13 protein-coding genes are annotated in these 9,463 nt (G+C 40.0%); 11 read left to right on the plus strand and 2 right to left on the minus strand.

Going from position 1 to position 9,463, the window contains the following annotated elements:
• Window positions 1-238: 238 nt before the first annotated feature.
• The 6 genes from AWT60_RS14825 to AWT60_RS14850 all read left to right on the plus strand — a co-directional run bounded on the left by AWT60_RS14825 (window position 239) and on the right by AWT60_RS14850 (window position 3,912).
• Window positions 239-718: a GNAT family N-acetyltransferase gene (locus AWT60_RS14825; protein ID WP_041109694.1), complete on the plus strand. Its 480-nt coding sequence runs from the start codon at window positions 239-241 to the stop codon at window positions 716-718.
• The gene (locus AWT60_RS14830; RefSeq protein WP_041109692.1) at window positions 715-1,689 is read left to right on the plus strand and encodes a GNAT family N-acetyltransferase; all 975 of its coding nucleotides are present in this window, start codon (window positions 715-717) and stop codon (window positions 1,687-1,689) included. Before AWT60_RS14825 ends, AWT60_RS14830 begins: the two co-directional genes overlap by 4 nt.
• 79 nt (window positions 1,690-1,768) lie before the next feature.
• The gene (locus tag AWT60_RS14835) at window positions 1,769-2,095 is read left to right on the plus strand and encodes an iron-sulfur cluster biosynthesis family protein (protein WP_024428050.1); all 327 of its coding nucleotides are present in this window, start codon (window positions 1,769-1,771) and stop codon (window positions 2,093-2,095) included.
• A 12-nt stretch (window positions 2,096-2,107) separates the two neighbouring features.
• A complete protein-coding gene (locus AWT60_RS14840; protein ID WP_024422884.1) occupies window positions 2,108-2,347 on the plus strand; it encodes a YqkC family protein in 240 nt (79 codons plus the stop codon).
• A gap of 27 nt (window positions 2,348-2,374) precedes the next feature.
• The gene (locus AWT60_RS14845) at window positions 2,375-2,521 is read left to right on the plus strand and encodes a hypothetical protein (RefSeq protein WP_170871309.1); all 147 of its coding nucleotides are present in this window, start codon (window positions 2,375-2,377) and stop codon (window positions 2,519-2,521) included.
• Between the two features lie 128 nt (window positions 2,522-2,649).
• Window positions 2,650-3,912: a response regulator aspartate phosphatase gene (locus AWT60_RS14850; protein ID WP_041109690.1), complete on the plus strand. Its 1,263-nt coding sequence runs from the start codon at window positions 2,650-2,652 to the stop codon at window positions 3,910-3,912.
• A 26-nt stretch (window positions 3,913-3,938) separates the two neighbouring features.
• On the opposite strand, the gene AWT60_RS14855 is transcribed toward AWT60_RS14850, so the two are convergent.
• Entirely contained in the window at window positions 3,939-4,865 is a 927-nt protein-coding gene (locus AWT60_RS14855; protein WP_025093023.1) for an alpha/beta hydrolase, read from the minus strand.
• A 123-nt stretch (window positions 4,866-4,988) separates the two neighbouring features.
• Here AWT60_RS14855 and AWT60_RS14860 point away from each other — a divergent pair, with 123 nt between their 5' ends.
• Together AWT60_RS14860 and AWT60_RS18770 are read left to right on the plus strand one after the other, a co-directional pair.
• Complete coding sequence (locus tag AWT60_RS14860) at window positions 4,989-5,213, plus strand: YqkE family protein (RefSeq protein ID WP_024422881.1); 225 nt, start codon at window positions 4,989-4,991, stop codon at window positions 5,211-5,213.
• Between the two features lie 194 nt (window positions 5,214-5,407).
• Window positions 5,408-5,812: an antimicrobial peptide LCI gene (locus AWT60_RS18770; protein ID WP_241770518.1), complete on the plus strand. Its 405-nt coding sequence runs from the start codon at window positions 5,408-5,410 to the stop codon at window positions 5,810-5,812.
• Window positions 5,813-5,947: 135 nt separating this feature from the next.
• On the opposite strand, the gene AWT60_RS14870 is transcribed toward AWT60_RS18770, so the two are convergent.
• The gene (locus AWT60_RS14870) at window positions 5,948-6,871 is read right to left on the minus strand and encodes an aldo/keto reductase (protein WP_041109803.1); all 924 of its coding nucleotides are present in this window, start codon (window positions 6,869-6,871) and stop codon (window positions 5,948-5,950) included.
• Between the two features lie 168 nt (window positions 6,872-7,039).
• Between AWT60_RS14870 and AWT60_RS14875 the strand changes: the two genes are divergently transcribed.
• From AWT60_RS14875 to AWT60_RS14885, 3 genes are read left to right on the plus strand one after another with little or no spacing between them, the layout of a single operon-like run.
• On the plus strand, window positions 7,040-7,597 hold the full coding sequence (locus AWT60_RS14875) for an NUDIX hydrolase (RefSeq protein ID WP_039179704.1): 558 nt from the start codon (window positions 7,040-7,042) through the stop codon (window positions 7,595-7,597).
• Window positions 7,594-8,775, plus strand: coding sequence for a TIGR00375 family protein (locus tag AWT60_RS14880; RefSeq protein ID WP_041109688.1), 1,182 nt, complete (start codon window positions 7,594-7,596; stop codon window positions 8,773-8,775). The genes AWT60_RS14875 and AWT60_RS14880 overlap by 4 nt, the downstream gene beginning before the upstream one ends.
• Window positions 8,762-9,214: a GNAT family N-acetyltransferase gene (locus AWT60_RS14885; protein ID WP_041109686.1), complete on the plus strand. Its 453-nt coding sequence runs from the start codon at window positions 8,762-8,764 to the stop codon at window positions 9,212-9,214. Before AWT60_RS14880 ends, AWT60_RS14885 begins: the two co-directional genes overlap by 14 nt.
• Window positions 9,215-9,463: the final 249 nt, after the last annotated feature.

The raw sequence follows: 9,463 nt of genomic DNA on the forward strand, positions 1-9,463 counted from the left end.
CTATATGATCCATCTTAACATAACAAAAGAATAAAACTTTCGCACAAAAAGTGAACTTTTTGAAATAAGTGTGAAGATTTTAAAGGAGATGACAGCGAAAGAACGAAGAACCAACAAAGCTGAAGGGAAAAAAGGCTGATACATCACCTTTACAAACAATTGATCAGACAGGTAGACTATTGAAACAGTTGATTTTTGTGAAACGGTACAGCTAAAAATAAAAAGGGGCGAGGCCATCATGATACGTCAAGTAAAGCCGTCAGATTTTTATGCGGTCACATCCGTCATTCAAAGCTGGTGGGGAGGCAGAGATTTACGCGCGAAATTGCCAAAGCTATTTTTCGAACATTTTCAGCAAACAAGTTTTGTCGTTGTTGAAAAAGGTGAACTGATTGGCTTTTTAGTCGGTTTTTTATCGCAATCGCATTCAGATGAAGCGTATATTCACTTTGTTGGGGTACATCCAGACCACCGGAAATTAAAGATTGGCAAAATTCTCTATCAAGCGTTTTATGAAGCGGCTGAAAAGGAAGGAAGAACAACGATTAAGGCCGTTACAGCTCCTGTGAATAAAGTCTCGATTGCTTACCATACAAAGCTCGGTTTTCAGATAGAAAAGGGAGATAAAACAGTGGATGGCATTTCAGTTTTTTCAGATTACGACGGCATTCATGAAGACCGGGTACTATTTGTGAAAAGGCTGGAGGCGAACGCATGATCATCAGACTGGATCAAAAAAATAAAGAAATAGCAAAAGAGCTGTTACATATACAATTAGCCGCATATCAGCGGGAGGCAGAACAAATTGGCTATCAAGATTTACCGCCCTTAAAAGAAACGGTTCAAGACATAATAGAAACAGATGAGATTTTCATAGGATTTGAAAAAGAGGGGCATTTGTTAGGGATCGCTTCATATGAACTGCATGACGATCGGATCATCCTCAGCCGGTTAGCTGTGCACCCACATCATGTCAATCAAGGAATCGGGACAGCGCTCCTGCAATCCATTATCCAGCATCAAAAAACAATCGAGCTCACAACAGCAGAGGCAAATACACCAGCAATCAAGCTTTATGAAAAACTAGGGTTTAAACAGAAGGACCGTTTGCAGGTGGAAAACAATCTGATGTTAACAAAGATGGAACGTTTGATGCTTCGAAAGGTGGAAGTGATTGAATACCAATCGAGCTGGCCAAAACAATTTCAAGATGAGCACAACAAGCTGAAAAAGATAGTTGGCGACAACTGGGTATATGGCCACCATATTGGCAGTACGTCAGTCATAGGAATGGCGGCTAAGCCAATTATTGATATCTTGCTAGAGGTGAAGCATATCAGCACCTTAGATGAGTATAACCACCTGTTTCGCCAGCTTGGATATGAACCGCTCGGAGAAAATGGACTCAAGGGAAGACGTTTTTTTAGAAAAGGCGGCTTGAACCGAACACATCACGTTCACGCCTATGAAGCCGGACATGATGATGTAAAAAGGCATTTGGTGTTCCGAGATTATTTAAAAGCTGCACCTGATCGTGCCAAAGCCTATGCAGATAAAAAGCGTCAATTGGCAAAAACCTATCCTGAAGATATGGCAAATTATATCAAAGGAAAAGATGAGCTCATTAAAGAAATTGAACAAGAAGCGTACAATTGGTCAGACCAGCTAAAGGCAAATGATCAGACATAAGAGCTGACAGGGCGTGAACATGTTTAATTGATGACTGATATGTTACAATGTAACAATCAACGAAAAAAGGATGTTCGGCATGTATATTCATATAACAGAACCAGCAGCAGCGTTCCTTACAAAACAACAAGCAGGGCATGAAACAAAAGAACTGCTCCTTCGATATGATTCAGATGGGTGCGGCTGTGCGGTAAGCGGTGTCCCAATGATTTGGCTCACAGGTGAAAGAACAGGCGAATGGGAAGAACTCAAGCATAATCAGCTCTTTAAGCTGTACATACACACAGCACAAAAGGTCTTTTTTGACGAGGAAATGACGATTGATTTTAACGAAAAAGCCAACACACTCATGTTGAAAAGTCCTCAACAAATACTCAGCCCGAGAATGGGTATACTTGTAAAGTAAGGTGGAAATGTAGTGGATCAAAAGCTAAAAGTGATACAAAATACGGCACAAAATAAAACATGGGTGTCGTTTTTAAATAACAATCATCCCTATAGCCTTTTGCACTGGTCAATAGGTGGAATGGATTCGGTGAAAAAGGACGTTTGGCTTCTTCAAGATGAAGTCACATTTGAAACAGAAGAATTTCCAACGCTCGAATTAGCTGTCAATTGGATCAAAGAGAATATGGACCAAGTAACAGATGTATTATAAAAGCCCTTTTTCGGAAGGGTTTTTTTCGTGCGTTCATCATCTCATCAAACCGCATGGCTGTCTAATCCGGAAAATGATCTTTTGGGAACGGAAAAAGCCGTTTTTCAACAAACAATTCGACAAAATGAGCAAGCTAGAAATAAAAAAATAATGGCTGTAAATGCCGAAAAATAGGCATTTGCAGCGTTAATTGCGGGATACCGAAAACTTTGCGAAAAATGACATTTCATATTTCTTCCATTCGAGGAAATGTGATAGAATACAACATGTATCGTATATGAGAAGGGAGGTGCTAAAGTGAATTGAAGCTCAAGCTGTCATCGCCTCAGGTTGGAATCAAAATAAACGAATGGTATAGGCAGATTTGCGGATTTCATGTGATGAAAGCAGAGAAGCTGAAGGCGGAGATCGAGCAGGAAATCCTGGAGATGGAGCAGGATCAAAACTTGTTATTGTTTTACCAGCTGATGGATTTTCGCCACAAGGTGATGCTTGAATATTTTGAACCGGCAAAGAAAGCCTCGAATGATGAAGAGATTAAGAATTTGCTAGAAACGATTGAACATTCACAAACGAAATTAACGGATATGCTTGAATACTATGTTCATTTTTTCACAGGAATGTTTGAATTTGAACAGAGAAACTATTTAAGTGCCATTGCTTATTACCGCTCAGCAGAAAAAAAGCTCAATCTCATATCAGATGATATAGAAAGAGCAGAATTTTACTTTAAATTAGCAGAAATTTACTACCATATGAAACAAACCCACTTTTCGATGCACTATGCCTTGCAAGCGTTAGATACGTACTCTGCCTACAGAACGTACACGCTGAGAATCATCCACTGTGAATTTGTCATTGGTGCAAACTATGATGATTTGAAATGCTATGAACATGCATTGCCCTACTTTAAAAATGCTCTAAAGCGAGCACGCTCAATTGGAAACCCTCGAGTCATAGGTTCGGCCCTTTTCAACTTAGGTAACTGTTATTATCAAATGAACGATCTTGCGGAAGCAAGCCGTTATCTGAGAGACTCTATTGAAGTGTTTGAAAAGGAGAATTTAACCCATCTTAATCGCTCTCTAGACCCACTATTTATGCTGACACAAATCCTGTTTAAACAAAAACAAATAGAAGAGTCGTTAACCCTCTATCAACAAGGTATTATGAAGGCCTGTGAATTAGAAGATGAAATTTACATCTGCAAATTTCAGTTCTTAAAAGCATTATATGTTGATGCAGACATAACAATCATAGACGATACATTAGACCTGCTCGAGGACAAGCGCTTATACCCAGATATTGAGGAATTGGCACTTGATGCGGCTCATTATTACAATGAGCTTGGACTGTTTGAAGTATCTACCCGGTTTTACGAAAGGAAAATTCAAGCCATATCAAAAATCCAAAATGGGGGTCATTTATATGAAAACGAGTTTGATAGTTCTTTTATTGGCAGCAACTGCAGGATTATCGGTCATGAGTCAGCAGCAATCGGAAGAGAGCCATATGGAGCTTGCGGGCAGACACCATACAACAGTGGTGACTATCGCATAAGTTAGCTCAAAAAGAGGGGACGAACTGCTGTTCATTCTCCTCTTTTATTTTCATTCAATTCAAATCTTTGAAGAAATGCTTGAATTTCTTGCTCATAAGCTTCCTTATTTTCGCTAAAAGACATTGCATGCGCACCGTGTGGCGCAATAAATAACTGTTTGTCACCCTTTTTTCGTGCATATAACTGCTGACTTTGCTCACAGGGGATATAGTCGTCATGGCGGCTATGAATAAAAAGTACAGGTTCTTTCACCTGGTCGATCACATCAAGAGGGGAAACTTGCCGGATGCGGTATCCATCCCGCCATTTTAACACTTGATCACTTAGTGGAAGAATCCACTCTCCTGAAAGGCGAAAGTCTGTTTTTAATCGATAAAGAAGCTGATCCTCAAAAGAAGCAAAAGGGCAGTCTGCTATGTAAAAATTGGCGTTTGCTTCCGGCTTTGCAGCATATAACAAGGTCGTGACTGCACCCATTGATTCTCCGTGTATCCCAATGATGGCACTTTCTCCGAGTTTTTGTCTGAGCCACTTTACGATCTTTGCTAGATCTTCTTTTTCATAATATCCATAACTTGTGGTTTTCCCGCCGCTCATTCCATGTCTTCTATGATCATAAAGCATCACATTCCATCCGAGCTTTTGGAATAATTTCATATACTTAACGGAGTTAATCAAACTGACTGTAACACCGTGGCAAAGGACGATTGTGCGTGTTGTATGTGGATACGGCACAAAATAGCCATGGAGATCATAACCAAATGCTGAAGGAATACACACTTTCTCTTTTTTAAGCTGTTGAAATTCCTCATGATGATAATGGCCTCCATCTGATTCTCGTTTGATGAGCTCTTCATCCGTTAATTTTCGAATATACATCATTTTATTGGTGAAAAAAATGCCGATTGCAGCGAGTGGACATAATATGAAGGCAAATATAGCGATCCATTTCTTCATCTAGCCGATTCTTCCTTTCCGGAGTTTTTTCTATGACGATCATACCACATCTTGGGAGATTGGCGTGCCTCTTGCTCAGAAAATAAAACGGGTGATACACTAAGTCAAAAGGAGAGAGGCACAATGAAAAAGACCAAACAAGATCAAGCGAAATTAAAGGATGGCATAAACGATGATGTCAAACAGCAGCTTCTTCAAATGAAGCAGAACCTTGCCGTCGAGACAGAAAAAAGAGAAGAACAAAAACGACAAGACCTCCTTCGGCAGCAGAAAGAAAAAGAAAAAAACAAAAGTTTTTCAGAGCTGCTAGATGAAAGCCATTTAGACTGGAGAAAGTATAAAAGCTAAAAAAGAGGGCGATGATGCTCTCTTTTTTCATACCATCATCTTAAGATAGATCCACAGCAGAAACATAGAAGTGCTTAAAGAGAAAAGCACTTCTTCCCCCTTCACATCACTTCATTTCAGAATTGTGACAGTATGATCTTTACACTCAAACGAAACGAAATCCCATAACTTATGTTTAAAATAGGAGTAAAAAGGTGAGTATTGAATTATTTAAATTCCTTTTTATTGAAAATATGGTCATTAAGACCCTTTTGGTAGAGGATCATTCTCCTTATAATGAAGGTGTATTACAAAATTTGGTAATGGAGATGATTCACATGAAATTGAGAAAAACAATGGCTGGAGTCGCTTTATCTTTAGGATTGCTTTTACCTGTTTCTGGACAAGCTCTTGCTACAAATGAATTAACGAATGCTGATTTGAGTACAAAGGCAACTTCAATTGTAGATTGTTCTGTAACCCCTTTTAAAGGCGCAAGTAATCGACTATGTATGTATTCAGATAATGGTTCTTTTGCAAATAGTTTCAGTCGCTTTGGTACTACATTTTATCTTAAAGGCAAATCTGGAAATTATGCATATTATGAAAGTGCAAGATAAGGACAACGGGGCTTTTAGCCCCTCCTCATTTTTAATAGAGAAACACTAGCATCCTACATACGCTAAAATAAAAAGATTGTAGAAAAACATGAGTTTTTCTACAATCTGAGAGATCACATCATGTGATCTTTTTTGTTATTTGAACCGGTGCGTTTCATACACAGATGGTTTTGTATAGTAAGTTAATGCTTTGACTTCTTGGTCACTTAATGAACGTGCATTTGCTGCTGCTATATTTTCTTTTAACTGATCCACTGAGCTTGCACCAAATACAACGGAACTGACCGCAGAATGCTTCAGTATATACTGAATGGACAGTTCAGTGAGTGATAGGTCATAAGCGACTTTCTTTAAAGAAGGAATGATCTGCTGAAGCTCTTCAAATGAATATTGAAGATAGCCGTTTTTTTGAATCGCTGCACTTGCTTGAGAAAGTGGCTTTTCAGTTAATAATCCTTTCGCTAAAGGACCTCTTGCGACAACACTAATGCTTTGTTCTTCAAGTAGAGAGAACCATTCTTCTGGGCGGCGGTCGAGTAAACTATATTGCATCATCACGCTTACGATATTGGACTTTTTGGCATATTCTTTAATGACATTTGGACGGATAGATGAAATGCCATAATAGCGAATTACGCCTTCCTCTACTAATTCTTCAAAAGCCTCAATCGTTTCATCAATGGGGTCATCAATCGTGCCTCCGTGCAATTGATATAAATCAATATAATCTGTTTGAAGCCGCTTGAGGCTTTGTTTTACTGCTTCCTTTATGTACGTTTTTGAAGGATCCCAGTCCCAGCCTGGTTTGCCTTTTTCAAAGCGGTTGCCGCCTTTTGTCGCCAAAATCAAATCCTGCCGTCTGTTTTTAATGGCTTCCCCGACAATTTCCTCATTTGTCCCAAAATCATATAAATCGGCTGTATCCAAATAGTTAATTCCGAGATCAATGGCCTCATCTAATAAAGAGAGCGCTTTTTCTTTTTCCGTCCCAAGAGACATGCATCCTAGTGCCGCCTCGCTCACTAAGAGATCTGAGGTGCCAATTCGTCTTTTTTTCAATTCCATCACACTCCTATCCTTTCACATTAAGTGAAAAAAATCAGGAATTCAAGCTAGTTGATTTCAAATGGCGCATTGAAGCAAGCGTTTCGCTTTTCGCTTCTCTTAAATCATCTATGTTAAAATAAATGAAGTAAAAAGTGAAAGTAGAACGAGGAGCTGACAAATTTGAAGGACTTTGAAGAAAAAACATTATCGTCGAAAGAATTATACAACGGAAAAATCATTGATTTGGTTCTTGAAGATGTAGAATTGCCTAACGGAAAACAAGGCAAACGCGAAATCATTAAACATCCTGGTGCAGTAGCCGTCATTGCACGTACAGACGAAAATAAAATCATCTTGGTCAAACAATACCGTAAAGCACTAGAGAGAGCCATCGTTGAAATTCCGGCCGGAAAACTAGAAAAAGGGGAAGAGCCGGCACATACAGCACTAAGAGAATTAGAAGAAGAAACAGGATATACAACTCAGCAGCTTCAAAAGCTAACGGCCTTTTATACATCACCTGGTTTTGCAGATGAAATTGTTCACATCTATCTAGCAGATCAGCTAGTTCCGCTTGAAGAAAAAAGAGAGCTGGATGAAGATGAATTTGTCGAAGTCATGGAAGTTTCATTAGAAGAAGCCTTGCACCTCATTGAAGATCAGCATATTTATGATGCAAAAACAGCCTATGCCATTCAGTACTTACAACTGCAAGAGGTACTTGAGTCAACAAAATGAAGGAATTTTTTGCAGACATCCATATCCATATTGGCAGAACAAGAACAGGCAGAGCTGTCAAAATTACAGGTGCAAGGTCACTGACAATTGACCAAATTCTTATTGAAGCAGCAGAAAGTAAAGGGATGGGGATGATTGGTGTGATTGATGCACAATCTCCAGAAGTCCTAGAAGAATTAATAGAAGGTGTAGAGGAAGGCAGGTACACGGAACTAAATGACGGCGGTCTATCATTTGGACAGACAGTGCTACTTTTAGGCAGTGAATTAGAAATCAATGATGACCATTCAAAGGGACCGATTCATGTGCTGGCATTTATGCCCACACTACACAAAATGTCTGAGTTTTCCGCATGGCTTTCGCTTCATATGAAAAATGTGCATTTGAGTTCACAGCGCCTCTATGTTGATGGGAAAACACTTCAGCGCAAGGTTAAGGAGCTAGGAGGATTGTTTATTCCTGCTCATATTTTTACACCGCATAAAAGTCTATACGGCAAAGGGGTCAACACTTCTTTAACGGAAGTATTTGATCCTGACCTTATTGATGCTGTTGAGCTTGGTCTTAGCTGTGATACGTCAATGGCGTCCCAGCTGAGTGAGCTGAACCGGTATCCCTTTTTAACGAATTCAGATGCTCATTCTTTAGGGAAAATCGCGCGAGAATATACAAAAATCAAAATGGATCATGCCTCTTTTGCCGAATTCAAGCTAGCCCTTGAAGAAAAAGATGGCAGAGCTGTCACAGGAAATTATGGACTTGCTCCGCGGCTTGGGAAGTATTATCATACGACCTGCGAGAAATGCGGGGTTAGACCTCACGCACCAGATCAAAAAGAGTGCCATGTATGCGGACATACACGGATGACAAAAGGAGTAAGTGAACGTTTAGAAGAGCTTGCTGACCAAGAAAGTGAAAAAAGAACGAGACCTCCTTATGTTCATCAGCTTCCGCTTCAGTTTATTCCGGGGGTTGGACCTAAAACACTGGAGAAGCTAAAAGCCGTGTTTCACACAGAGATGAATATTTTACATCAAGCAACAGAACAAGAACTAAAAGCCGTTCTGCCAGAAAAGACAGCGGGCTACATCATCAAAGCAAGGAAGGGCGAAGTCGGACTCATCGCTGGTGGAGGCGGAGTGTACGGTAAGGTGGATATCAATCATGAGTCACATTAAATGGACATGTCACACATTTGAACAATTGTCAAAAGAGGATCTTTACTTGATTCTCATGGAAAGAGTCAACGTGTTTGTTGTAGAACAAACATGCCCTTACCCTGAAATTGATCACAGGGACCAAGAAGCGCTTCATCTCATCGCAAAAGAGAACGGCACGATTGTGGCTTATTGCCGAATTTTCCAAAACGGGATCATGTACAAAGAGGCGTCCATCGGCCGCATTCTTGTGACGCAGGCCGGCCGGAAAAAAGGGTATGGAAAGATGCTGCTCATCAAGGCTTTGGAAAAGCTTAGTGAACTAGGTGAAACAAGTGTCAAAATACAGGCGCAAGCCTACCTGAAGTCATTTTACGAATCATTTGGTTTCAAGGCCGTCTCAGATGTTTATGATGAAGATGGGATTCCGCATCTTGATATGGTGAAAACAGAAAGATAGGCGTGTATACGTCTATCTCAGCGTGTAGACAAACCCTTGCATTCGTTGTCAGGTCTGCGCGCCGGTGCTCACGAATGTCAAATTCGCTCCGCTCCAGTGCTCGACCTTCCTAGGGCTGCAAAGGTTTTCTATCACGCTGAATAGAAGACAAAGGGTTAAAATAAAGATCATTTTAGCCCTTTGTCAACAATTTGAGATAGACGTTTTTACGTCTATCTTTTTTATGTAACATCGTGTATCATAACGTCA

The sequence above is a fragment of the Bacillus sp. F2HM genome, assembly GCF_019266135.1.
Lineage (GTDB): Bacteria > Bacillota > Bacilli > Bacillales > Bacillaceae > Bacillus > Bacillus safensis.